The 22,631-nt window shown below is 62.6% G+C and carries 21 protein-coding genes; 15 read left to right on the plus strand and 6 right to left on the minus strand.

What is annotated here, in order from left to right; all coding sequences use genetic code 11:
- Positions 1 to 39: 39 nt before the first annotated feature.
- A complete protein-coding gene (locus BUA41_RS06780; RefSeq protein WP_072821076.1) occupies positions 40 to 1,500 on the minus strand; it encodes an SLC13 family permease in 1,461 nt (486 codons plus the stop codon).
- A gap of 145 nt (positions 1,501 to 1,645) precedes the next feature.
- On the opposite strand from BUA41_RS06780, the gene BUA41_RS06785 reads away from it, so the two are divergent.
- The 10 genes from BUA41_RS06785 to ihfA all read left to right on the plus strand — a co-directional run bounded on the left by BUA41_RS06785 (position 1,646) and on the right by ihfA (position 11,841).
- Complete coding sequence (locus BUA41_RS06785; protein WP_072821078.1) at positions 1,646 to 2,113, plus strand: DUF2489 domain-containing protein; 468 nt, start codon at positions 1,646 to 1,648, stop codon at positions 2,111 to 2,113.
- A gap of 27 nt (positions 2,114 to 2,140) precedes the next feature.
- Positions 2,141 to 3,286 carry an amidohydrolase gene (locus tag BUA41_RS06790; protein ID WP_072821080.1) on the plus strand — a complete coding sequence of 382 codons (1,146 nt, stop codon included), beginning with the start codon at positions 2,141 to 2,143 and terminating at the stop codon, positions 3,284 to 3,286.
- 285 nt (positions 3,287 to 3,571) lie between these two features.
- On the plus strand, positions 3,572 to 4,462 hold the full coding sequence (locus tag BUA41_RS06795) for an OmpA family protein (RefSeq protein WP_072821082.1): 891 nt from the start codon (positions 3,572 to 3,574) through the stop codon (positions 4,460 to 4,462).
- Between the two features lie 324 nt (positions 4,463 to 4,786).
- Complete coding sequence (gene thrS, locus BUA41_RS06800) at positions 4,787 to 6,685, plus strand: threonine--tRNA ligase (protein ID WP_072821084.1); 1,899 nt, start codon at positions 4,787 to 4,789, stop codon at positions 6,683 to 6,685.
- A gap of 31 nt (positions 6,686 to 6,716) precedes the next feature.
- On the plus strand, positions 6,717 to 7,256 hold the full coding sequence (infC, locus tag BUA41_RS06805) for a translation initiation factor IF-3 (RefSeq protein WP_072821086.1): 540 nt from the start codon (positions 6,717 to 6,719) through the stop codon (positions 7,254 to 7,256).
- Between the two features lie 89 nt (positions 7,257 to 7,345).
- A complete protein-coding gene (gene rpmI / locus BUA41_RS06810; protein WP_019017569.1) occupies positions 7,346 to 7,540 on the plus strand; it encodes a 50S ribosomal protein L35 in 195 nt (64 codons plus the stop codon).
- Between the two features lie 35 nt (positions 7,541 to 7,575).
- Entirely contained in the window at positions 7,576 to 7,929 is a 354-nt protein-coding gene (gene rplT, locus BUA41_RS06815) for a 50S ribosomal protein L20 (RefSeq protein WP_072821088.1), read from the plus strand.
- Positions 7,930 to 8,059: 130 nt separating this feature from the next.
- Positions 8,060 to 9,079, plus strand: coding sequence for a phenylalanine--tRNA ligase subunit alpha (gene pheS / locus BUA41_RS06820; protein WP_072821090.1), 1,020 nt, complete (start codon positions 8,060 to 8,062; stop codon positions 9,077 to 9,079).
- A 27-nt stretch (positions 9,080 to 9,106) separates the two neighbouring features.
- The gene (gene pheT, locus BUA41_RS06825) at positions 9,107 to 11,491 is read left to right on the plus strand and encodes a phenylalanine--tRNA ligase subunit beta (RefSeq protein ID WP_072821092.1); all 2,385 of its coding nucleotides are present in this window, start codon (positions 9,107 to 9,109) and stop codon (positions 11,489 to 11,491) included.
- Positions 11,492 to 11,520: 29 nt separating this feature from the next.
- Positions 11,521 to 11,841 (plus strand): integration host factor subunit alpha, encoded by a 321-nt coding sequence (gene ihfA, locus BUA41_RS06830; RefSeq protein WP_072821094.1) that lies wholly within the window; start codon positions 11,521 to 11,523, stop codon positions 11,839 to 11,841.
- Between the two features lie 74 nt (positions 11,842 to 11,915).
- On the opposite strand, the gene BUA41_RS06835 is transcribed toward ihfA, so the two are convergent.
- Positions 11,916 to 12,125 (minus strand): DUF2788 domain-containing protein, encoded by a 210-nt coding sequence (locus tag BUA41_RS06835; RefSeq protein ID WP_072821096.1) that lies wholly within the window; start codon positions 12,123 to 12,125, stop codon positions 11,916 to 11,918.
- 145 nt (positions 12,126 to 12,270) lie between these two features.
- On the opposite strand from BUA41_RS06835, the gene BUA41_RS06840 reads away from it, so the two are divergent.
- Together BUA41_RS06840 and BUA41_RS06845 are read left to right on the plus strand one after the other, a co-directional pair.
- A complete protein-coding gene (locus BUA41_RS06840; RefSeq protein ID WP_072821098.1) occupies positions 12,271 to 12,735 on the plus strand; it encodes a flavodoxin domain-containing protein in 465 nt (154 codons plus the stop codon).
- Between the two features lie 28 nt (positions 12,736 to 12,763).
- The gene (locus tag BUA41_RS06845) at positions 12,764 to 13,135 is read left to right on the plus strand and encodes a hypothetical protein (protein WP_072821100.1); all 372 of its coding nucleotides are present in this window, start codon (positions 12,764 to 12,766) and stop codon (positions 13,133 to 13,135) included.
- A gap of 68 nt (positions 13,136 to 13,203) precedes the next feature.
- On the opposite strand, the gene ppnN is transcribed toward BUA41_RS06845, so the two are convergent.
- Positions 13,204 to 14,568, minus strand: coding sequence for a nucleotide 5'-monophosphate nucleosidase PpnN (ppnN, locus tag BUA41_RS06850; RefSeq protein ID WP_072821347.1), 1,365 nt, complete (start codon positions 14,566 to 14,568; stop codon positions 13,204 to 13,206).
- A gap of 20 nt (positions 14,569 to 14,588) precedes the next feature.
- Entirely contained in the window at positions 14,589 to 14,876 is a 288-nt protein-coding gene (locus BUA41_RS06855; protein ID WP_072821102.1) for a YfcL family protein, read from the minus strand.
- A 225-nt stretch (positions 14,877 to 15,101) separates the two neighbouring features.
- Between BUA41_RS06855 and BUA41_RS06860 the strand changes: the two genes are divergently transcribed.
- Positions 15,102 to 16,019, plus strand: a complete 918-nt coding sequence (locus BUA41_RS06860) for a LysR family transcriptional regulator (protein ID WP_072821104.1) — start codon at positions 15,102 to 15,104, stop codon at positions 16,017 to 16,019.
- 50 nt (positions 16,020 to 16,069) lie between these two features.
- On the opposite strand, the gene gcvP is transcribed toward BUA41_RS06860, so the two are convergent.
- Both gcvP and gcvH read right to left on the minus strand, forming a co-directional pair.
- Positions 16,070 to 18,964 (minus strand): aminomethyl-transferring glycine dehydrogenase, encoded by a 2,895-nt coding sequence (gene gcvP, locus BUA41_RS06865; protein WP_072821106.1) that lies wholly within the window; start codon positions 18,962 to 18,964, stop codon positions 16,070 to 16,072.
- 145 nt (positions 18,965 to 19,109) lie between these two features.
- The gene (gene gcvH, locus BUA41_RS06870; RefSeq protein ID WP_072821108.1) at positions 19,110 to 19,505 is read right to left on the minus strand and encodes a glycine cleavage system protein GcvH; all 396 of its coding nucleotides are present in this window, start codon (positions 19,503 to 19,505) and stop codon (positions 19,110 to 19,112) included.
- A 551-nt stretch (positions 19,506 to 20,056) separates the two neighbouring features.
- Here gcvH and BUA41_RS06875 point away from each other — a divergent pair.
- Positions 20,057 to 21,436, plus strand: a complete 1,380-nt coding sequence (locus BUA41_RS06875) for an alanine/glycine:cation symporter family protein (RefSeq protein WP_072821110.1) — start codon at positions 20,057 to 20,059, stop codon at positions 21,434 to 21,436.
- A gap of 40 nt (positions 21,437 to 21,476) precedes the next feature.
- Positions 21,477 to 22,589, plus strand: coding sequence for a glycine cleavage system aminomethyltransferase GcvT (gene gcvT / locus BUA41_RS06880; protein WP_072821112.1), 1,113 nt, complete (start codon positions 21,477 to 21,479; stop codon positions 22,587 to 22,589).
- Positions 22,590 to 22,631 lie beyond the last annotated feature (42 nt).

The following is a 22,631-nucleotide window of genomic DNA, read 5'->3' on the forward strand; positions in this document are numbered from 1 at the left end:
CGCCGGCATGGCCGGCGGCGTTCTTGCGCGACAGGCGATTCACCAGAGGGTGGTGACCAGCAGATAGGCCAGCCCCGTGACCACCACGCTGCCTACCAGATTGAGCAGGAAACCGGCACTGATCATGGACTGGATCCGCATGTGGCCGGTGGCGAAGACAATGGCGTTGGGGGGTGTCGCCACGGGCATCATGAAGGCGCAGCTTGCCGCGATGGCCGCCGGGACGGTGATCAATACCGGTGAGACATCCATCGACAGCGCCAGGGCGCCGAGCAAGGGCAAAAAGGCCGCGGCCGTTGCCGTATTCGAGGTCAGCTCGGTAAGGAAGATGATGACCAGCACGACCATGCCGATCAGGGCAATCAGCGGCAGGGCCTCGAAGAGCGAAAGCTGATTGGCGATCCATTCCGCCAGTCCCGAACTCTTGATCACGCCGGCCAGGGCGAGACCGCCACCGAAGAGCAGCAACACGCCCCAGGGCAGCTCCTTGGCCTCGTCCCAGTCGAGCAGACGGACTCCCGGGGTATTGCCGCTGGGCAGCAGGAAGAGCAGCAGCCCTGCCGCGATGGCGATACCGGTGTCCGAAAGCCAGGCAATGCCGAGATCGTTGATTACGGGACGAAATACCCAGCTCAAGGCGGCCAGCAGGAAGACGATGCCGACGCGCTGCTCGGCCGGTGACATGTGCCCCAGTTGACTCAACTCGTCACGAATCATGCTGGCGCTGTCCTTGTTGTCGCCCAGCGCGAAGCCGCCTCGGGTCAGCCACCACCAGGCCGCCACCATCATCACCACGCTGACCGGCACACCGACCAGCATCCACTGGGCGAAGCCGATGTCGATCCCCCGGTCGTCGGCCAGATAGCCGGCCAGCAGGGCGTTGGGCGGCGTGCCGATCAAGGTGGCGATCCCACCGATGCTTGCCGAGTAGGCTATGGCCAGCAGCAGCGCGGTGGCGTAGCGATTCAGCTCCTTGGGGTCGCTGTCTTCCAGCAGGCTGATGACCGACATGCCGATCGGCAGCATCATGATGCTGGTGGCGGTGTTGGACACCCACATGCTCAGAAAACCGGTCGCCAGCATGAAGCCCGCCACCTGTCGCCGCGGTTGAGGCCCCACCACCTGGAGCACCTTCAAGGCGATGCGCCGGTGCAGGTTCCAGCGCTGCATGCCGATGCCGAGCAGAAAACCCCCCAGGAACAGGAAGATGATCGGATTGGCGTAACTTGGTGCCGCCGCCGAGAGTTCGCCGATGCCCAGCGCCGGCACCAGGAGCAAGGGCAGGAGAGCGGTGGCAGGGATGGGAATGGCTTCGGTGGCCCACCAGGTGGCCATCAGCAGGGCCAGGCCGGCACAGGCCCAGGCTGGCTCCGACATGCCGGCAGGGGCGGGCAGCGTCAGGACCATCACTACCCAGAGCGGCCCCAGCCAGAGGCCGATGCGGGCGGCAGTGGAGGGACTGGTATTGGATTCATCCGGGCTCCGAGTCGGTGTCGACATGCATGACCTCGAGATTGCTGGGCTGACAGGGTAGGGATTCCACTACACAGTAGACCAAATTGGTGATCCATATGAGAAGCGGCGGTTGGGGCGCTGGCCATGGGCACGTATACTGCCGTCAACCTAGTTCGTTTCAGGAGAGCCCATGAGCGAAGTGACGGCCTGGTTGTTGCTGGCTTTGGCGCTGGCGGTAGTTCTCGGATTGGCCGGCTACGCGTGGACGCTATGGCGAGAGGTCAGGCGGCGACAGGCGTTTCGCGAGGAGGAAGTGCGGCGGGCCAACGACAACTGCCTGGAAAGTCTCGACATGATCGCCAGAGCGATGCTCGCCGAGCAGGTGGACCTGACCGAGGGCAGCCTGCGCTGCAAGGTGCTGCTCGAGATCATCGACCCGGCATTGCTCGAGCGATCGATCTTCCAACCTTTCGATCAGGTGCACCAGCGCACTGCCCACCTGCACACACATTCGGCTCGACAATCGCTGACGCCTCGGGAACGTCTCGAGGAGGATCGTCAACGCCTGGAGGTAGAAGACGATCTCCGCGACAGCATTCTCGCGGCGGCTGATGGCGTCATCGATTTCAAGCGGCGCTGGCCGGCCAGCTTGCACTGATAGTCGTTTCTTCCCTGGAGTTGCTTGATGTCTCTTTCCTTGCTCGATGCCTCCCTGGCCGACCTGCGTCATGCCCTGCATGCCACGCCCGAACTCTCCGGGTGCGAGGCCATGACGGCCGAACGCATAGCCGCCTGGCTCGACGAAGCGGGTGCCGATCGGGTGATCCGGCATCTGGGCGGGCAGGGCGTGGCAGGTGTGTTTCGTGGTCATGCACCGGGCCCTCGGGTGCTGTTGCGGGCCGAACTCGACGGCTTGCCCATCGATGAGCAAGGCGAGAGGGCCTGGCGTTCCACTTTGCCTCATGTGGCCCATAGCTGTGGCCATGACGGGCATATGGCCATGCTGCTGGGAGTCGCAAAGCGGCTGGCCGATGCGCGTCCGCGCCGGGGGGAGGTGGTGCTGCTGTTTCAACCCGCCGAAGAGACGGGGGACGGTGCTCGACGCATCGTCGATGCGCAGGGCTTCGCCGACATTCGACCGGACCATGCCTATGCGCTACACAATCTGCCTGGCCGCCCTGTCGGGGAGGTGTCGCTGCGTGCCGGCGCCTTCACCTGCGCCTCGCGGGGCTTGGTCGTGCGCCTCAACGGGCTCTGCTCCCATGCCGCACACCCCGAGCAGGGGCGCAGCCCGGCCATGGCGATGTGCCGTATCCTGCAAGGTCTCAAGCGCCTGCCCCAGCAGTTGCCGGACGATCATGGCCTGGTCATGGTGACCTTGATACATGCCCGGCTCGGTGAGGTCTCCTTTGGCACCTCCCCGGGGCAAGCCGAGGTCATGGCGACGCTTCGCACCGCCAGCGACGAGATGATGTGCGCCCTTGCCGAAGCCGCTATCGCCCTGGTGCGATCCGAGGCCGAGGAGTCGGATCTGGGGGTCGAGATAGACTGGCGCGACATGTTCACGGCGAGCATCAATGCGCCGCAAGCCGTCGAGGCCGTCGAGAAGGTCGTCGAGAGGCTCGGCTTGCCCCTGGACACTCTTGAATCGGCGCATCGCTGGTCCGAGGATTTCGGTGCCATCAGTGCTCTTTGTCAAGGAGCGATGTTCACCCTTGGGGCAGGCGAGGACTGCAAGCCCTTGCATCATCCCGAGTACGACTTTCCTGATTCAGTGCTGGAAACTGGCGTTAGCATTTTTTGTGGGCTCGTGGATCATCACCTTGCATAATTGCCGAGAATTCTGCAGCCTTGTAAGAACTTATTAATTAAGTTTGACTCGCAAAGTGTCTGCTATTCGAGACGGATCAATTCAGGAGTCGTGGCAGTAGAAATACATCGTTGATACCCATGGCGACGATGGCGGGAAAGCACTGGCTCGAAAAGGCCAAATGTGCTTTCTTTTCCGGGGGAAGGATGAGAGGCATCCATTTCGCCTCCTGATCGGACCTTGATGGTGGATCCAAAAAGTAAAGTTGCGTTGCGACTAGCGTTGTGAATAAGGAAGGAGTCTTACATGAAGAAATCAACAACTGGCTTGCTACTCGGTTCTGCTTTGGTGGTCGGTCTGTCAGGCTGCGCCAGCTCCGGCGGTCAGTCCTCGATGAGTAGCGACAGCGGTGACAAGGCCTGGTACCAGACACCTTTCGTCTGTGGCCTGGCCGGCGGCTTGATCGGCGGTGGCATCGGTTATGCGACCAGCGGCGAGTCGGACGAGGACGACGGAGCGGCGCTGGGCGGTGTGGCCGGCGCGACTGCTGGCGCCCTGCTGTGCAGCGACTATTCCAGCCGGGTAGGCGACAGCGATGGCGATGGCGTCCCGGATGACCGCGATCAATGCCCAGGCACGCCGGCAGGCGTGGCAGTGGATGCCAACGGCTGCCCGCTCGACACCGACGGTGATGGCGTGCCCGACTACAAGGACGAGTGCCCCGGGACTCCGGCGGGTGTCGAAGTCAATGCCTCCGGCTGCCCGCTCGATTCCGACGGTGACGGCGTGCCGGACTACATGGACCAGTGCCCGAACACCCCGGCGGGTGCCGAGGTCAATGCACTTGGCTGCGAAGACGACGTGGTGCTCGAAGACGTCAACTTCGAGTTCGATTCCGCCAAGCTGACTGCCAACGCTGAACAGATTCTCAATGGCGTCGCCGACAAGCTGCGTGGCAACGAGAACGTTCGCGTGCGCCTCGAAGGGCACACCGACTCCGTTGGCTCCGACGCCTACAACAAGGATCTGTCCCAGCGCCGCGCCAACTCCGTGAAGGAGTACCTGGCGTCTCGGGGCATCGCCGAGAGCCGCATGCAGGCCATCGGCTACGGCGAGGAACAGCCGATCGCCACCAACGAAACCGAGGCTGGACGCGCGAAAAACCGCCGTGTCGAACTCGGCGAGTGGGAGCAGTAAGCGCCAGGTCGCGCTTGCCGAAAGTATTCGGCAGTCATGGAAGGGGTGCCTCGGGGCGCCCCTTTTTTATCGATCACAGGTGTGCCAGGTGCGCCATGGGCCGATCGTGGACGCGATCGGGTATGGACGCCGGTAGCCGGCGACTGCTAATGTTTCGGCCCTCGCATTCTGCGTGTCTAGCACTGTCTCACGAGCGCTGATCCGAGAGGGCAGCGGTTCGTGCTGGCTAGGCAGAGGACGTGGAGGCCATCGTCAATTTCGCTATTCTCCTGCGATACGTGCTCCCTGGTATGGAGCACCACTGCGCTCAAGGACGCTTTTTTCATGCCCATTGTGACCCTGCCGGATGGCAGCCAACGAACCTTCGAAGAACCCCCGACGATCATGCAGCTGGCCGAGTCCATCGGCCCTGGCCTGGCCAAGGCCTGCGTGGGTGGCAAGATCGACGGCGTGCCCGTCGATGCGGCGGATGTCATCGATCATGATGCCGAGGTCGCCATCCTCACTGCCCGGGACGACGAAGGGCTCGAAATCATTCGCCACTCCTGCGCTCACTTGATCGGCCACGCCGTCAAGCAGCTCTATCCCGAGGCCAAGATGGCGATCGGGCCGGTGATCGAGGATGGCTTCTACTACGATATCGACTTCGGTCGTTCGGTGACCCCGGAGGATCTCGCCGCGATCGAGCGGCGCATGAAGGAGTTGATCGACAAGGGCTATGACGTGGTGCGCGAATACGTCGATCGCGATCAGGCGATGCTGGCCTTCCTGCACCGTGACGAGCCGTACAAGCAGGAGATCGTGAGAGGGATCGACGAAGGCGAGACCATTCGCCTGTATCACCACGAAGAATATGTCGACATGTGTCGCGGCCCCCATGTGCCGAACACTCGACACCTCAAGGCATTCAAGCTGACCAAGCTGGCCGGCGCCTACTGGCGCGGCGATGCCGGCAACCCGATGCTCACGCGCATCTACGGCACCGCCTGGCCGGACAACAAGCAGCTCAAGGCCTATCTCAAGCGCCTCGAGGAGGCCGAGAAGCGCGATCATCGCAAGCTGGCCAAGCGCATGGACCTGTTCCACCTGCAGGAAGAGGCGCCGGGCATGGTCTTCTGGCACCCCAATGGCTGGACCATCTACCAGGCCCTCGAACAGTACATGCGCCGGGTTCAGCGTGAGCATGGCTATCAGGAGATCAAGACCCCCCAGGTGATCGACCTGTCGCTGTGGAAGAAGTCCGGGCACTGGGGGCACTACTCCGAACTGATGTTCGTCACTGAGTCGGAGAAGCGTGACTTCGCGGTCAAGCCGATGAACTGCCCGGGGCACGTGCAGGTCTTCAATCAGGGCCTAAAGAGCTATCGCGATCTGCCCCTGCGCCTGGCCGAGTTCGGTAGCTGCCACCGTAACGAGCCGTCCGGCTCGCTGCATGGCCTGATGCGGGTTCGAGCCTTCACCCAGGATGACGCGCATATCTTCTGCAGCGAGGCCCAGATTCAGTCCGAGGCGGAAGCCTTCATCCAGTTGACGCTTCAGGTCTATCGCGATCTGGGCTTCGAGGATGTCGAGCTCAAGCTTTCCACGCGTCCCGACTCCTATGTGGGTGAGCCGGAAAACTGGGAACGGGCCGAGAAGGGGCTGGCCCAGGCCCTGGATGCCTCGGGCCTGGAGTGGGAGCTGCTGCCGGGAGAAGGCGCCTTCTACGGCCCCAAGATCGAGTTTTCGCTGCGCGACTGCCTCAATCGTGTCTGGCAATGCGGCACGCTGCAGCTCGACTTCAACCTGCCCGGGCGCCTTGGCGCCCAGTATGTCGACGAAGATGGCGCACGCAAGACCCCGGTCATGCTGCACCGCGCGATTCTGGGTTCCTTCGAGCGCTTCCTGGGTATTCTGATCGAGCACTACGCCGGGGCGTTGCCGCTGTGGCTGGCACCTCAGCAGGCGGTGGTGCTCACCATCACCGATGCCCAGCGCGATTATGCCGTGAAACTCGAACGCCGGCTGCAGAAAATCGGGCTTCGCGTCAAGGCGGACTTGAGGAACGAGAAGATCGGCTTTAAAATCCGTGAGCATACGTTGCAGAAGGTTCCGTACCTGCTGATTGTAGGTGACAAGGAAATCGAGTCTGACTCGGTGGCCGTTCGCACTCGCAGTGGCGAAGACCTGGGCACCTTACAGGTGGAGGAACTGATCGCCCGACTCGAGGCCGAGCGGGACTGACGACAACGTCAACCGGAACGGAGGCTTTACGATCAAGCGGAATAATCAGCGCGGGCGCCCCCAAGACAAGCGCCCCCCAATGAATGACCGAATCCAGGAAGATCAGGTTCGTCTGATCGAGAGCGATGGCGAGCAGGTGGGGGTCGTTCCGACCAGCGAGGCCTTGGCACGTGCCGAGGCAGCCGGATTGGACCTCGTCCAGATTTCCAACGCGGACCCCATCGTCTGCAAGATCATGGATTACGGCAAGTTCCTCTTTGAGCAGAAGAAGCAGAAAGCCGCTCAGAAGAAGAAGACCAAGCAGATCCAGGTCAAGGAGGTAAAATTCCGGCCTGGCACCGACGAGGGAGACTATCAGGTGAAGCTCAAGAACCTGATACGCTTCCTCGAAGGTGGCGACAAGGGCAAGGTCACGCTGCGTTTTCGCGGTCGTGAAATGGCGCACCAGGATATCGGCCGCCGGCTGATGGAGCGGATCGCGTCGGATCTCGAAGAACTGGCGACCGTCGAATCCTTTCCCAAGATGGAAGGGCGTCAGATGGTCATGATCCTTGCCCCCAAGAAGAAGTGATCCGCCGGCAAGTCAACGGATGGCTGCGATCAACGTATCGCGGCCATCGGCCACGGATTTTCTAAAGAAACCGAGTGGAGTGTTCCCTCATGCCGAAAATCAAGAGTAACAGTGGCGCTGCCAAGCGCTTCAAGAAGACTGCCAATGGCTTCAAGCACAAGCAGTCCTTCCGTAGCCACATCCTGACCAAGAAGTCCACCAAGCGTAAGCGTCAGCTGCGCGGCACCAAACTGATTCATGACGCCGACAAGGCGCTGATTCAGCGCATGCTGCCCAACCTGTAACGCCCGGTCGAATTCCCTAACGTCAGGAGAAAGCTATGACTCGTGTCAAGCGCGGCGTCGTCGCACGTCGTCGTCACAAGAAGATCATGAAGCAGGCCAAGGGCTACTACGGCGCCCGGTCTCGCGTGTTCCGCGTCGCCAAGCAGGCGGTCATCAAGGCAGGGCAGTACGCCTACCGTGACCGTCGGCAGCGCAAGCGCCAGTTTCGCGCCCTGTGGATCGCACGTATCAACGCCGCGGCACGCCAGAATGGCCTGTCCTACAGCCGTTTCATTGCCGGTCTCAAGCAGGCAGGCATCGAAATCGACCGCAAGGTGCTGGCCGATCTCGCCGTTCATGAAAAGGCCACCTTTGCCGCCATCGTCGAGAAGGCCAAGGCTGCTCAGTAAGTGATGCGTTCGGTTGCGATGAGTGACCGGCGTCATCGTGAACGTTGCAGGGGAAGAGCAGCCGCTCTTCCCCTGTTTTTTTGACCGCAGTAAAAGGCGGTCTGCGACATGGACTTTATTGGAGTAATGGATGGATCATCTCCCCAGCCTGGTCGCCGAGGCTCGTGCCGCTATCGCCGAGGCCAAGGATGTGTCCGCCCTGGATGCGGTCCGCGTGGAGTATCTTGGCAAGAAAGGTGAGATAACGACCCTGCTCAAGGGGCTGGGCAAGCTCTCTCCCGAGCAGCGGCCTCAGGCGGGCGAGCGGATCAACCAGGCCAAGCAGCAGCTCAGCGGTGAGCTAGAGGCGCGCAAGCGGGAACTCGAGCAGGCCGCCCTCGACGCGCGTCTCACCGAGGAGCGCATCGATGTGACGCTGCCGGGGCGTGGCCAGTCGAGTGGAGGGCTGCACCCCGTGACACGCACCCTGGAGCGTATCGAAGGCCTGTTCACGCGCATCGGCTTCGATGTCGCGGTGGGTCCCGAGATCGAGGACGATTATCATAACTTCGAGGCCCTCAATATCCCGGCACACCACCCGGCTCGCGGCATGGCCGATACGTTCTACTTCGATGCCACCCGGCTGCTGCGCACCCACACGTCGCCGGTACAGGTTCGGACCATGGAGTCCCAGGCGCCTCCCATCCGCATCGTCTGTCCTGGCCGTGTCTATCGCAGCGATTCGGATCTGACCCATACCCCGATGTTCCACCAGGTCGAAGGGCTGCTGATCGACGAGGACGTGAGCTTCGCCGATCTCAAGGGCACCATCGAGGACTTTCTCAAGGCGTTCTTCGAGCGCGACGCGTTGTCGGTGCGTTTCCGGCCTTCCTATTTCCCCTTCACCGAGCCCTCCGCCGAGGTCGATATCCAGTGCGTGATGTGCAACGGCGACGGTTGCCGCGTCTGTTCCCATAGCGGTTGGCTGGAAGTGATGGGCTGCGGCATGGTGCATCCGGAAGTGTTTCGCCATTCGGGGATCGATGCCGAGCGCTACACCGGCTTTGCCTTCGGCATGGGGGCCGAGCGCCTCGCCATGCTGCGTTATGGCGTCAACGACCTGCGCCTGTTCTTCGACAACGACCTGCGTTTTCTGCGCCAGTTCGCCTAAACCGCTCAAAGGATACGGGTAAGAAAGATGAAATTTTCCGAACAGTGGCTGCGCGAATGGGTATCGCCGACGCTCTCGACCCAGGCGCTGGCCGACCAGATCACCATGGCCGGCCTCGAGGTGGATGCCGTGGAGGCGGTCGCGGCAAGATTCGATGGCGTCTTCGTCGCCGAGGTCGTCGGCAAGGAACCGCATCCGGATGCCGACAAGCTCAGCGTGTGCCGGGTCGACGACGGTTCCGGCGACACACCCCAGGTGGTGTGTGGCGCGCCCAATGTGGCGGTCGGACAGAAGGTGCCATTCGCCCGGGTCGGCGCGACGCTGCCGGGCGACTTCAAGATTCGCAAGGCCAAGCTGCGTGGTGTCGAATCCCGAGGCATGATCTGTTCCGCCTCGGAACTGGGCCTGGAAGAGGAGACCTCGCCAGGCATCCTGGAGTTGCCGACGGGCGCCCCGACAGGCGAGGATCTGCGGGCCTGGATGATGCTCGACGACACGACCATCGAGGTCGACCTGACCCCCAATCGCGGTGACTGCCTGAGCGTGAAAGGCCTGGCGCGGGAAGTCGGGGTGCTCAATCGCTTGCCGTTGCAGGAGCCTGATCTGGCACCGTTGCCGGCGGCGCATGATGCCGTCTTCCCGGTACGCGTCAGCGCACCCGAGCAGTGCCCGCGCTATGTCGGCCGGGTGATCCGCAATATCGATGTCACGGCCCAGACGCCGTTGTGGATGATCGAACGGCTGCGGCGTGGCGGGGTGCGCTCCATCGATGCGGTGGTCGATGTCACCAACTATGTGATGCTCGAGCTGGGTCAGCCGTTGCACGCCTTCGATCTGGCCAACCTGCATGAGGCCGTCGAGGTGCGTACCGCGCGCGAAGGCGAACGTCTGGTGCTGCTCGACGGTCAGGACATCGCATTGCGTGAGGGCACGCTGGTCATCGCCGATACCGCCAAGGTCCTGGCGATCGCCGGGGTGATGGGCGGCGAGCACTCCGGTGTCAACCCGCAGACACGCGACGTGTTCCTCGAGTCGGCCTTCTTTTCGCCCTTGGCCATCGCCGGGCAGGCGCGCTCCTATGGCTTGCACACCGATGCCTCGCACCGTTTCGAGCGCGGGGTCGATCCTGAACTGGCCCGTCAGGCGGCGGAACGGGCCACGGCGCTCTTGATTCAGATCGCCGGAGGCGAGCCAGGCCCGCTCAGCGAGACCGCGAGTCCCGATCATCTTCCCGTGGAGCGCCAGGTGCCGCTGCGTGCGGCAAGACTCGAGCAGTGTCTGAACCTCGTGCTGCCCGGTGCGGAGGTGGTCGAGATTCTTGAGCGTCTCGGCATGCAAGTCGTCGCGAATGGCGACGGTGCCTGGCAGGTCACGGTCCCGAGTTGGCGCTTCGATATCGCCATCGAGGAGGATCTGATCGAAGAGTTGGCGCGTATCCATGGCTACAATCGGTTGCCGGTACGCCGCCCGGCCGCCCGACTGGCGCTCAGGGCCGATGGCGAGAGTCGGCCGCCCCTGGCGCGTCTGCGGCGCCAGCTGGTGGCCCGCGGCTATCAGGAGGCCATCAGCTACAGCTTCGTCTCGCCGGAACTGCAGGCGCTGCTGGCACCGGGCGAGAGTGCCCCGCGGCTGGCCAACCCGATTTCCAGCGACATGGCCGTCATGCGGGCGAGCCTGTTTCCGGGACTCATCAAGGCGCTGATGCACAACCTCAACCGCCAGCAGACGCGTATCCGGCTGTTCGAGACCGGCCTGGTGTTTCGCGGCGACCTCGATAGCGTGGAGCAGACGGCCATGCTCGGTGGTGCGATATGCGGCGCTCGCGATCCCGAAGGCTGGGCGGCCCGCAGCGAAGGCGTGGATTTCTTCGACCTCAAGGGGGACGTGGAAAGCCTGTCGAGCGTGGGCGGTGATGCGGCAGCCTGGCGGTTCGAACCGGCGGAGCATCCGGCGTTGCACCCGGGCCAGAGTGCCAGAGTGTTCCACCGTGGCGAAGCCGTGGGGTGGCTGGGGGCGCTGCATCCCGCGGTACGTGCCGAACTGGGAATCAAGCTCGAGGTCTTCGTCTTCGAGGTGCGTCTTGATGCCCTGACCGAGGGGCGTCTGCCGAGCTTCGCCGCACTGTCGCGCTTTCCCGAGGTGCGTCGTGACCTGGCGCTGGTGGTGGACGAGGAGGTGCCGGTCCAGGCATTGCTCGACACGCTGCGCAAGCGGGCGGGCGAATGGCTCTCCGACCTGCGCCTGTTCGATGTCTATCAAGGGGGCGGGGTTGTCAAGGGCAAGAAGAGTGTGGCCCTGGGCTTGACCTGGCAACATCCATCGCGCACGCTTAATGACGAGGAAATCAACCAGTTAATCGATGCGATCGTCACCGAGTCCCGCCAGCGCTTCGGCGCCGAACTGCGAGGCTGAACGTCGACATCCTGAACGAGGGCATGGTTATGGGTGCGTTGACCAAGGCGGAGTTGGCAGAACACCTGCATAGCGAGCTGGGGTTCTCGAAGCGTGAGGCGAAGACGATGGTGGAAGCCTTCTTCGAGGAGATTCGCGGCTGCCTGCGCGAGAACGAGCAGGTCAAGCTATCAGGGTTCGGCAATTTCGATCTGCGCGACAAGGGCGAGCGTCCGGGACGCAATCCCAAGACCGGCGAAGAAATTCCCATCTCGGCACGCCGCGTGGTCACCTTTCGCCCGGGGCAGAAGCTCAAGGCGCGGGTCGAGGATTTTTCCCGGCAAGCTCCGCTTCAGAGTGCCGGCACCTGAATTTTGCTCACTCCTCTCGTACGCCGACGCCACCCCACGGGGTGGCGTCGGCGTATGGGTAGTCCTCTACGGCACTACATGGCGCTGCCCTTCTCGAGCAGCTCGGTGATCACCGTCTTGATGGCGAATCCCAGCATCCCTGCGCCCAGCACGATGAACAGCATGACGGTACCGAACTTGCCGGCATTGGACTTGCGAGCCAGGTCCCAGATGATGAAGCACATGAAAAGTATCAGCCCTCCGATCATCAGTGGCGTGATCCAGGCTTCGAATGTGTTCTCCATGATTCCCTCCATGCGATGAGGCGCCCAGTATAACGGCCGGAAAGGGGGCTGCGCATGCGAAGGGGAGCGGTGTCTCGGGGGCTGCATGGGCGAGGCACCGTTTACATGCTAATATCTCGGCAAATTTCTCAGACGAATGAGTCTCATGTCTACGCTCAAGATCTTTGTCGCCACCATGTACGGTGGCTCCCTGGACGTGGCCGAGCAGGTCAAGCCGTTGTTCGAGGATGTCGGCTATGCGGTGACCATCCATGAACAGCCCACCCTCGAGGATCTGGCCGAGCCGTCGGCGGCGTTGGCGCTGTTCTGCATTTCCACCACGGGCAGTGGCGATTATCCGGGCAACTTCGCCGCGCTGGCCCGGGACATTGCCGAGCAAGGCCCGGATCTGAGTCACCTGCGCTACGGACTGATCGCCCTGGGAGACAGCTCCTACGGCGATACCTTCTGCGGAGCAGGGCGTGCGCTGGATGCACTGCTCGAGGAGCATGGCGCCGTGCGGCTCGGAGAGCGCCTGGAGGTGGATGCGATGGAAACCTTCATGGCCGACGACGAGGCGGTACCCTGGGTCGAGGCGTGGATCGCCGAGCAGGAACTGTCTCGCACCTGAAATGCCGACGGACTAGGAACTTTGCATCATGGCTACCCCAGCGACGCCTGAACGGCTCAGTGTGATGGCGGGGGTGCTGGTGGCGATCCTCGCGACGCTGCCACGTTACCTCGTCAATGGCCACCAGGGGCGACTGATATTGATCCTGCTGGCTTTCGTCGCCGTCGCCACGGTCGCCTTCCTCTCGTGGCGCATGTTGGCAACGGAGCAGCGTCGACGGGTGCCGGGCCTGTTGACCCGCCTGACGATCATGCTGCTGCTCGGAGGCGTGTTGGTGGCCCTCTGGCAGCTGTTCACCAGTGGCCTGAACGAATTATTGCTGCTGTCCCACGGCGCCACTCTCGGACTGCTGCTGCATGCGTTGAGCATGGGGTGGCGGCAGCGTGGCGCCTGGCACTGATCGGCGAGGGCCGAGCAGGGGCCGTGAGGCCCGGTTTCCCGGCCCTCGCGTGGGGAGAAGGGACGAGGTCATTCCAGGGTGTAGCAGGGCACGTAATGACTGCCCGGCAGTTTCATGCGCTCCTGAATCACGAAGGAACTGAGCAGGGCATCCAGGCGTGCCATGAGTTCGGGTTCCGCATGCAGACGGAAGGGCCCTCGCGCTTCGATGGCACGAATACCCGGCTCCTTGACGTTACCGGAAACGATGCCGGAGAAGGCGCGACGCAGGTTGGCGGCCAGTTCATGAATTGGCTGCTCGCGGTGCAGGGCCAGGGCCGCCATGGCCTCGTGTGTGGGTTCGAAGGTCTGCTGGAAGTCCGGCTGGACATTCAGTCGCCAGTTGAAGTAGAAGGCGTCGTCATGGGCGCGACGGAACTCGGTGACCTCCTCGATCCCCCTTCGCATGGCCCTGGCGACTTCGATGGGGTCGTCGATGATGATCCGATAGCGCTGGCTAGCCTCCTCGCCCAGGGTGTAGGTCAGGAACTCGTCGATGCGCTGGAAGTAATCGGCGGCGCTTTGCGGGCCGGTAAAGATGATCGGGAAGGGGATCTGTGCATTGCTGGGGTGCAGCAGGATGCCCAGCAGGTAGAGAATCTCCTCGGCGGTGCCGACGCCCCCGGGGAAGACGATGATGCCGTGGCCGACACGGATGAAGGCCTCCAGACGCTTCTCGATGTCGGGCATGACGACGAGTTCGTTGACGATCGGGTTGGGAGATTCGGCAGCGATGATGCCGGGTTCGGAAATCCCCAGATAGCGACCGCGCTTGCGGCGCTGCTTGGCGTGCGCCACATTGGCGCCCTTCATCGGCCCCTTCATGGCGCCGGGACCGCATCCGGTGCAGATGTCCAGGTCGCGCAGCCCCAGCTGGTAACCGACACCCTTGGAGTAGTCGTACTCCTCGCGTGAAATGGAGTGGCCGCCCCAGCATACCACCAGGCTCGGTTCCCGGGAGGAGTTGAGTGTTCCGGCATTGCGCAGGATATGGAAGACCGCGTTGGTGATGCTTTCGCTCGAGGTCAGGTCGAAGCGAGGATGCTGCTGGATCTCGTTAAACACGTAGACGATGTCTCGCAGCACCGCAGAGAGGTGTTCGCGGATGCCACGGATCATCCGGCCGTCCACGAAGGCTTCGGCCGGGGCATTGGTCAGCTTGAGCCGGATGCCCCGGTCCTGCTGCAGCACTTCGATGTCGAAGTCGCGATAGGTGTTCATCACGGCCAGGCCGTCATCGGTCGGGTTGCCGCAGTTGAGTACGGCCAGGGCGCAGCGACGCAGGATGTCATGCAAGCCGTTGGCAGAGGTGTCGCGCAGGCGGTTGACCTCATGCTGGGAGAGGACCTCAAGGCTCCCCTCGGGAGACGTCGTGGCGGAATGGGTTTCGGTCATCTTGGTTTCCATGTGGGGCATCAGGCGGCAGAGTGGTCGCGGGCGCCTTCCCAGAGTTGTTCGATACGCGAGCGATCCTCGTCGCTCATGCCATCCTCCGCGAATGTCGATTCCAGCCATTGCCAATAGGTGGCATCGAAATCCTCGGCCTCGACCTCGCTCGGGTCGTATTCGGCCATCTCCAGGACCAGACCGATCTGAGGAATCATGTAACCGATGGCGAAAAGATCCTCTTCCGCGGCATCACGCTCCATGTCGAGCAGGGTGCGATGAAGGGTCTCGGCACGCTGGGCAAAGGGGTCGGGCATGGTAATCGAGGCTCTCCGGGGTGAGTGATATCTATCGTGGCGATGCTATCACGCTGCTGCCCATCCCGCAGCGCTGCGTGGCCAGAGATTGTCTGATAAGCTTTGTCGAGCGGGATGGCCAGGTGGAAGACGGTATGCCACGAATCTTGCCATTTATCTGCTGCCTCCAAGGCGCCTGCGGGCGTGCCAAGCGACAGAATCAGCACCGAGTGAACTCGACGTTCCATGTTCAATGCCCAGTACTTTCGCACCTTCATCACCCTGGTGGAAACCGGCAGCTTCACCCTGACGGCACAGCGCCTGGAGATGACTCAGCCTGGCGTCAGTCAGCATATACGCAAGCTGGAACAGTACCTGGACAAGCCATTGCTCAACCGTCATGGGCGCCGCTTCACGCTGACCGAGGCGGGGCGCCGCGCCTACGACTATGCACTCAGGCTGTTTGCCGAGCATGAGCATTTTCGTCATTCGCTCGACAATGATTCCCTCGACTCCGGCGATTGTCGGATCGTCTCTCCCGGGAGCGTGGGGCTCATGTTCTACCCCTTTCTTCTCGGTTATCAGCAGATGCATCCCGGGTTGACGGTGAGCTACGGCTTTGCCTTCAACAGCGATATCGTGCAGGACGTGCTGGCCGGTCGTTACGATCTGGGGATTGCCACGGAGACGGTGAAGCACCCGGACCTTGCTTATACCCCCTGGTACCGGGAGCCGCTGTGCCTGCTTGTCCCGGCCGATTTTGCCGGCACCTCGCTAAGCGAATTGGTCGCGCTGGGCTTCATCGATTATCCCGGAGGGGCCGACTACGCCAGCCAGCTGCTGAGGGCCAATTTCAGCGATGAATTCCGCTCCATGAACCACTTCCCCAGGCAGGGCTTCACCAATGAGGTGAGCATGGTGCTGGATGCGGTGGCGAGGGGGCTCGGCTTTACGGTGATTTCCCGGCTTGTCCTCGAGACATCGCCCTGGCAGCGCCAGGTCAAGGAACTGACATTGACAAGCCCCGTCTACGAAACCTTGCACGTCGTCACCCTGGCGGGCGCGGACATGCCCAGGCGCTATACGCAATTGCTCGACGATTTCCGCCAGCAGCGACGCAACACCCTGTATGGATTTCCCGAGGGACCCCACTTCGATCAATGAAGTGGAGTGGGAAAGTGGGAAGCCCCGTGGCCCAGGCCACGGGGGAAGGGTCAATCGCGATAGGCCTCGATGCTCGGGCAGGAGCAGATCAGCTGGCGATCTCCCTGGACGTTGTCCACCCGGTTGACCGCCGGCCAGTACTTGGCCGTCTGGACATGCTCCGAGGGGAAGGCGCCCAGTTTCCGCGAGTAGGGGCGTGCCCAGCGCTCGTCCATCAGGTCGGCCATGGTATGCGGCGCGTTCACCAATGGATTGTCATCGGCGGGCCATTCGCCACTCTCGATCCTCTCGATCTCCTCGCGGATGGCAATCATGGCATCGCAGAAACGGTCGATCTCGTAGCGTGACTCGGATTCCGTCGGCTCTATCATCAGTGTGCCGGGCACCGGGAAGGACATGGTTGGTGCATGGAAGCCGTAGTCCATCAGGCGCTTGGCGATATCCTCCTCGCTGATGCCCGAGGCCTGCTTGAGCGGGCGAATGTCGATGATGCACTCGTGCGCCACGGTACCGTTGAGCCCCTTGTACAGTACGGGGTAGTGCTGTTCGAGACGCCTGGCGATGTAATTGGCGTTGAGAATGGCCAGTTCCGTGGCTTCGCGCAGGCCGCGGGCCCCCATCATCTTGATGTAGGCCCAGGAGATCGGCAGGATCGAGGCGCTGCCGAAGGCGGCGGCAGCCACTGCGCCGCACGCTTCCCGGACCCCGGCAATGGGCGTCACCACGTGGTTGGAGACGAAGGGCGCCAGGTGCGCCTTGACGCCGATCGGTCCCATGCCCGGTCCGCCACCGCCGTGCGGGATGCAGAAGGTCTTGTGCAGGTTGAGATGCGAGACGTCGCCGCCGAAGTCGCCGGGGCGGCAAATGCCTACCTGCGCGTTCATGTTGGCGCCGTCGATGTACACCTGGCCGCCATGCTCGTGCACGATCTCGCAGGTCTCGCGCACCGCCTCCTCGAAGACGCCATGGGTGGAGGGGTAGGTGATCATGATGGCAGACAGCGCATCGCTGTGCTGCTCCGCCTTGTGGCGCAGGTCGGCGAGGTCGATATTGCCGTCCTTGTCGCACTCGACCACCACCACCTTCATCTGGGCCATGGCGGCGGAAGCAGGGTTGGTGCCATGTGCCGAACTGGGTATCAGGCAGATATCGCGGTGACCCTGCCCTTGGGCGGCCTGGTAGCGGCGTATCGCCAGCAGGCCGGCGTATTCTCCCTGCGCACCGGAATTGGGCTGCATGGAGATATGGTCGTAGCCGGTGATCTCGACCAGAAACGCCGATAGTTCATCGATCATCTGCTTGTAACCCACCGCCTGCTCCGCCGGGGCGAAGGGATGCATGTGGGCGAATTCGGGCCAGGTGATGGGAATCATCTCGCTGGTGGCGTTGAGCTTCATGGTGCAGGAGCCCAGCGGGATCATGGCATGGGTCAGGGACAGGTCGCGGTTTTCCAGGCGCTTCAAGTAGCGCAGCATCTCGGTTTCGCTACGGTAGCGCTTGAAGGTGGGATGTGTCAGGAAATCGCTTTCGCGGGCATAGCCCTCGGGGATGCCTGTGGTTCCCGCCGCCACGATCTCGTCGTCGAGGGCGCTGACCGAAAGATCGTGCTCTTCGTCCAGCAGCACGTCGAAGAGCACGGCCAGGTCGGCCGCCGTGGTGGTCTCGTCGAGGCTGATGCCGATGCGTCCGTCCCTGTGCATGCGCAGGTTGATCTCGTGGGTCAGGGCGCGGCCGTGAATCTTGCCCGCGTCGGCACCCACCAGGGTCAGGGTGTCGAACCAGCTGTCGTGAGCCAGTTGCAGGCCCTTGCGCTTGAGACCCTCGGCGAGAATGGTCGTCAGGCGATGGATGCGCGTGGCGATGGTGCGCAACCCCTCCGCGCCATGGTAGACCGCGTAGAAGCCCGCCATGTTGGCCAGTAGCGCCTGGGCAGTGCAGATGTTGGACGTCGCCTTCTCGCGACGGATGTGCTGCTCCCGGGTCTGCATCGCCATGCGCAGGGCGAGCTGGCCCCGGCTGTCCTTCGATACGCCGATGATACGGCCGGGGATGGAGCGCTTGTGCTTGTCCGAGGTGGCGAAGAAGGCCGCATGAGGGCCGCCGTAGCCCATCGGCACGCCGAAGCGCTGCGAGTTGCCGACCACCACGTCGGCGCCCAGCGCGCCGGGCTCCTTGAGCAGTGCGAGGCTCATCAGGTCCGCGGCCACGCAGGCCATGGCCCCCTGCCGGTGAGTAGCCTCGATCAGGGTGGCAAGGTCATGTACCCGCCCCGTCTCTCCCGGATACTGGAAGAGGGCACCGAAAGTTTCATGGTCCGTCACGCGCTCGGCGCTGTCGATGACCAGCTCGATGCCGAAGTAGTCGGCTCGGGTGCGCAGCACATCCACCGTCTGCGGCAGAACGTCGTCGGCGACGAAGAAACGCTCGGACTTGGCCTTCTTGTTGGCACGACGACACAGCGCCATGGCCTCGGCGGCGGCCGTCGCCTCGTCGAGCAGGGAGGCATTGGCCAGGTCCAGGCCGGTGAGGTCCATTACCATCTGCTGAAAGTTGAGCAGCCCCTCGAGACGCCCTTGGGAAATTTCCGGTTGATAGGGGGTGTAGGCGGTGTACCAGCCCGGGTTCTCGAGCACGTTGCGGGCGATCACGGCGGGGGTGTGAGTGCCGTAGTATCCCTGGCCGATGTAGGTCTTGAACACCTTGTTCTGACGCGCCAGGCGCCTGAGGTAATCCAGCGCCTCGGCTTCGCCCTTCGGATGGTCGAGATCCAGCTCGCGATCCAGGCGTATGCCTGCCGGGAGGGTCTTGCCGATCAGTGCCTCGACGCTGTCGACGTCGAGGGTCTCGAGCATGCGCAGGACATCGTCCTGATCGGGCCCGTTGTGACGATGGACGAATGCATCATGACTGGCCAGGTCGGCAAGCCGGCGTTTTTCTACTGCCATGGGACACCCTGTGAAGTGGCGGGACGGTCAGGCCCTGGACCGGGCCCGGTACGTGCTCGAGCAGCGCTCGATGACGTGGCGGGCCAGATCCTGTGTGAGTTATGGCGCAAGGCGATGCGGGCGGGGGCTTCCGCCGCCCGCGAGATCAATCTTCCTCGGCCTCGGCACGTTGTGTATAGGCATCGGCGTCAAGCAGATCATCCAGGCCGGTGGAATCGGCCAGCTTGAGCTTGAGGATCCAGCCGTCGTCGTAGGGAGACTCGTTGACGGTTTCCGGGGCATCCTCGAGGCTCTCGTTGATCTCGACGACTTCACCGGCCAGCGGCGCGTACAGATCCGAGGCAGCCTTGACCGATTCGATGACACCGAATTCATCGCCGGTGTCGAGCGAGCGTCCGACTTCCGGAAGCTCGACGAACACCACATCGCCAAGCGCCTGTTGGGCGTGATCGGTGATGCCGATGGTGACGGTGCCGTCACCATTGTCCTGGACCCATTCGTGGCTTTCTGTATAGCGCAGGTTCGCGGGAATGGAGCTCATAGTTTTTCCTATAAGAAAAGGTTTTCTGTTTCGGGAATCGTACCGCTATTGCGAGTTGTTGACGAGTCCCTGGCGTCTCGACGGGCGTTTTTTTGCCTGGCCTATCGCACACATGCCCTGACCGTCCGCTAAGCGTGGCCGAGTTCGTGTCAATCGTCCAGCGGTGAGACGCCTGATATCACGCTGCAGCCTCCCGTCGCCGCTCGCGACGCGGCCTGGCTGCGGGTCGATCCCACCTTGCATGGTGGCGGCGCCGACGATGACTTGCCATCACCGGGCAGATTGGTAAGGTAGTCACGTTTCCAATCGGAAACAAGATATCGTCATCATCATGAGTGATGGGACAACGTTCCAGCATGAGGTTCCCGCGGTGGGTCCCGTTCGGCTGGCGCCAGCGGTGAAATGGCAAGTTTTCTCATGTCGAGCTGGTGAGAGCGCAGTCGTTTCCACTAAGGTAGGCGAGTTCGAGCATCGTGGTTGCGATACCATTGCCCGGCTTGTACCTCAATGATGGTGGTGCATAACAAGAAACGTCCTTGGAGAAATAATCTATGGAAACCTTATCAAGTATTCTCTCGGCTATCGAAGGGGTCGTGTGGGGGCCCTTGATGCTGATCCTGCTGCTGGGGGTGGGGCTCTATCTGCAGCTGGGTCTCAAGCTCCTGCCGATTCGCAAGCTGGGCATGGGCTTCAAGCTGTTGTGGAAGGGGCGCACCACCAGCAAGGGCGATGAGGGCGATGGGGAGGTTTCTCCCTTCAATGCGCTCATGACCGCCCTGTCGGCGACCATCGGCACCGGTAACATTGCCGGTGTGGCCACCGCCATCTTCCTGGGCGGGCCCGGCGCGGTGTTCTGGATGTGGATCACGGCCCTGGTCGGCATGGCCACCAAGTTCTCCGAGGCCGTATTGGCGGTGCGTTATCGCGAAGTGGATGAAGCCGGCGATCACGTCGGTGGCCCCATGTATTACATTCGCAATGGCCTGGGCAAGAAGTGGGCCTGGCTGGGTGGCGCTTTCGCCTTCTTCGGTGCCGTGGCGGCCTTCGGTATCGGCAATACGGTGCAGTCCAACTCGGTAGCCGATGGGCTCAGCGAATCCGTGGGCCTGCCTTACTGGGTGACGGGCCTGGTGATCATGGTGCTTGCTGGAGCGGTGATCCTGGGCGGTATCCGGCGCATCGCCAAGGTGGCGGGCAAGCTGGTGCCGATCATGGCTGTCGCCTACATCATCTGCGGCATACTGGTACTGATCATCAATGCCGATCAGATCGGTGGGGCGCTGGGCATGATCTTCACCCATGCCTTCACGCCGATTTCGGCGGCTGGCGGTTTTGCCGGTGCTGCAGTGGCCAAGGCCATTCAGTTCGGTGTCGCCCGAGGTGTCTTCTCCAACGAGGCCGGCCTGGGAAGCGCGCCCATCGCCCATGCCGCCGCGCAGACCAAGGATCCGGTACGCCAGGGCCTGATCGCGATGCTCGGAACCTTCCTCGACACCATCGTGGTGTGCTCCATCACCGCGCTGGCCATCCTGACATCGACCCACTGGACCTCCGGCGAGACGGGCGCCGCTCTGACCACCCTGGCATTCGATCAGTCCTTGCCAGGTTTCGGCCAGTACATCGTCACCTTCGCCCTGGCGGTGTTCGCCTTCACCACCATCCTGGGCTGGGCCTTCTATGGCGAGAAGTGTTTCGAATACCTGTTTGGCGTCGGTTCCATCAAGATCTATCGTATCGTCTACATTCTGGCGATCATGGCCGGCGCGATCGCCCCGCTCGACTTCGTCTGGCTGATGGCCAGTGTCTTCAACGCCTTGATGGCGATTCCCAACCTGATCGCGCTGGCATTGCTGTCGCCGGTGGTCTTCAATCTGACCAAGCGCTACTTCAGTGGTGAAAACATACTTCCCGGCGAAGACCTCAATCGCTGAGACGATCGTAGCCGATGATCAGCCATGGTGGAGTGACCCGATGAACGAACTCAACAAGACTCCGCTCCACGACCTGCACGTGGAGCTGGGGGGCAAGATGGTCGAATTTGCCGGTTACAGCATGCCCGTCCAGTACCCCCTGGGGGTCAAGAAGGAGCACGAGCATACCCGTTCCGCCTGCGGCCTTTTCGACGTTTCTCACATGGGCCAGGTGACCGTCACCGGGCCTGATCCAGCAGGCGCCCTGGAATCTCTGGTGTGTGCCGATATCGTCGGCCTGCCGGTGGGCATGCAGCGTTATGCGCTGTTCACCGGCACGCAGGGCGGTATCCTTGATGACCTGATGGTGGCCAAGGCCGAGGACTACCTTTTCCTGGTGGTCAACGCTGCCTGCAAGGCCCAGGACATCGCGCACCTGCGCACGGGACTGCCCAGTGATCACGAGATCGAGGAACTGGAACGGGGCCTGCTGGCGCTGCAGGGTCCCAAGGCGTCAGAGGTGATGGCGCGCTTGTGTCCCGACGCCTGTGAGCTGGTCTTCATGCAGCATGGCAAGTTCGTTCTGGCGGGTGTGGAAGTGTGGATCAGTCGCAGCGGTTATACCGGCGAGGACGGTTTCGAGATTTCGATCCCGGCCGACGAGACCGCGAACATTGCTCGCCGGTTGCTGCAGGAGTCCGAGGTCGAGGCCATCGGTCTTGGCGCCCGCGACTCCCTGCGCCTGGAGGCGGGGTTGTGCCTGTACGGCCATGATATCGACCAGTCGACCACGCCGGTCGAGGCAAGCCTGATCTGGGCGGTGGGCAAGCCGCGCCGCCAGGGAGGGGAGCGCGAGGCCGGTTTCCCCGGCGCGGACATGATTCTCCATCAGATCCAGGCCAAGGATCATCGTCGCAAACGGGTCGGTCTGCTGGGCGAGGGGCGCGCCCCGGTGCGCGAAGGCGCCGAGCTCTACAGCGACGACGATCGGCTTATCGGAGTGGTGACCTCGGGCGGCTTCGGGCCTACCGTCGGCAAGCCCGTCGCCATGGGCTACCTGAACATCGACGATGCCGACCTCGGCAATGTGGTGCATGCCGAGGTGCGTGGCAAGCGATTGCCCATGACGGTGAGCAAGATGCCGTTCATCACGCCGGGCTACTATCGCGGTTAAGTCCTCTTATACCGTTATCTTTCAACTATCGAAACCGCTCCA

The sequence above is a fragment of the Modicisalibacter ilicicola DSM 19980 genome, from assembly GCF_900128925.1.
GTDB classification, from domain to species: Bacteria; Pseudomonadota; Gammaproteobacteria; order Pseudomonadales; family Halomonadaceae; genus Modicisalibacter; species Modicisalibacter ilicicola.

Coding starts and splice junctions, on each gene's coding strand:
- BUA41_RS06780 (WP_072821076.1), bottom strand. CDS start 1,500: ATGTCGACACCGACTCGGAGCCCGGATGAATCCAATACCAGTCCCTCC.
- BUA41_RS06785 (WP_072821078.1), top strand. CDS start 1,646: ATGAGCGAAGTGACGGCCTGGTTGTTGCTGGCTTTGGCGCTGGCGGTA.
- BUA41_RS06790 (WP_072821080.1), top strand. CDS start 2,141: ATGTCTCTTTCCTTGCTCGATGCCTCCCTGGCCGACCTGCGTCATGCC.
- BUA41_RS06795 (WP_072821082.1), top strand. CDS start 3,572: ATGAAGAAATCAACAACTGGCTTGCTACTCGGTTCTGCTTTGGTGGTC.
- thrS (WP_072821084.1), top strand. CDS start 4,787: ATGCCCATTGTGACCCTGCCGGATGGCAGCCAACGAACCTTCGAAGAA.
- rpmI (WP_019017569.1), top strand. CDS start 7,346: ATGCCGAAAATCAAGAGTAACAGTGGCGCTGCCAAGCGCTTCAAGAAG.
- rplT (WP_072821088.1), top strand. CDS start 7,576: ATGACTCGTGTCAAGCGCGGCGTCGTCGCACGTCGTCGTCACAAGAAG.
- pheS (WP_072821090.1), top strand. CDS start 8,060: ATGGATCATCTCCCCAGCCTGGTCGCCGAGGCTCGTGCCGCTATCGCC.
- pheT (WP_072821092.1), top strand. CDS start 9,107: ATGAAATTTTCCGAACAGTGGCTGCGCGAATGGGTATCGCCGACGCTC.
- ihfA (WP_072821094.1), top strand. CDS start 11,521: ATGGGTGCGTTGACCAAGGCGGAGTTGGCAGAACACCTGCATAGCGAG.
- BUA41_RS06835 (WP_072821096.1), bottom strand. CDS start 12,125: ATGGAGAACACATTCGAAGCCTGGATCACGCCACTGATGATCGGAGGG.
- BUA41_RS06840 (WP_072821098.1), top strand. CDS start 12,271: ATGTCTACGCTCAAGATCTTTGTCGCCACCATGTACGGTGGCTCCCTG.
- BUA41_RS06845 (WP_072821100.1), top strand. CDS start 12,764: ATGGCTACCCCAGCGACGCCTGAACGGCTCAGTGTGATGGCGGGGGTG.
- ppnN (WP_072821347.1), bottom strand. CDS start 14,568: ATGACCGAAACCCATTCCGCCACGACGTCTCCCGAGGGGAGCCTTGAG.
- BUA41_RS06855 (WP_072821102.1), bottom strand. CDS start 14,876: ATGCCCGACCCCTTTGCCCAGCGTGCCGAGACCCTTCATCGCACCCTG.
- BUA41_RS06860 (WP_072821104.1), top strand. CDS start 15,102: ATGTTCAATGCCCAGTACTTTCGCACCTTCATCACCCTGGTGGAAACC.
- gcvP (WP_072821106.1), bottom strand. CDS start 18,964: ATGGCAGTAGAAAAACGCCGGCTTGCCGACCTGGCCAGTCATGATGCA.
- gcvH (WP_072821108.1), bottom strand. CDS start 19,505: ATGAGCTCCATTCCCGCGAACCTGCGCTATACAGAAAGCCACGAATGG.
- BUA41_RS06875 (WP_072821110.1), top strand. CDS start 20,057: ATGGAAACCTTATCAAGTATTCTCTCGGCTATCGAAGGGGTCGTGTGG.
- gcvT (WP_072821112.1), top strand. CDS start 21,477: ATGAACGAACTCAACAAGACTCCGCTCCACGACCTGCACGTGGAGCTG.